The 433-nt window shown below is 57.3% G+C and carries 1 protein-coding gene; it reads left to right on the top strand.

Going from position 1 to position 433, the window contains the following annotated elements:
* Nucleotides 1-42: 42 nt before the first annotated feature.
* On the top strand, nt 43-433 hold a 391-nt coding region (locus J5M56_RS25735), incomplete at its 3' end, for an SCO family protein (protein ID WP_207938150.1).

Raw genomic sequence — 433 nt, forward strand, 5'->3', positions numbered from 1 at the left:
GTTCATCGCCCTGCTCGTAGACCACTACTTACTGTTGAACCTATGACCCGAACCCAGAAAACCGTCTTCATCCTCGTCGCCGTGATCGCGCTGATCCTCGGGCTTACCGTGAATAAAGTGCTGACCGGCAAAGGCCAGGGCGATCCGACTGCGCTGATCGACGCCGGCATTATCCTGCTGCCGCAGAGCCGCAACCTGCCGGACGTGACCATGACCGATCAGGACGGCAAACCAGTTGCCATCGACGAGTTGAAAGGCAAGTGGAGTCTGTTGTTCTTCGGTTATACCTGCTGCCCGGACATCTGCCCGACCACCCTGGCGCAACTGCGGCAGATCAAGAGTGAAGTGCCGAAAGAGGCTGTGGATAAATTGCAGATCGTGCTGGTCAGCGTTGACCCCAACCGCGATACGCCGAAGCAGTTGAAACAGTACC

This window comes from Pseudomonas sp. 51_B (genome assembly GCF_017491595.1).
GTDB classification, from domain to species: domain Bacteria; phylum Pseudomonadota; class Gammaproteobacteria; order Pseudomonadales; family Pseudomonadaceae; genus Aquipseudomonas; species Aquipseudomonas promysalinigenes.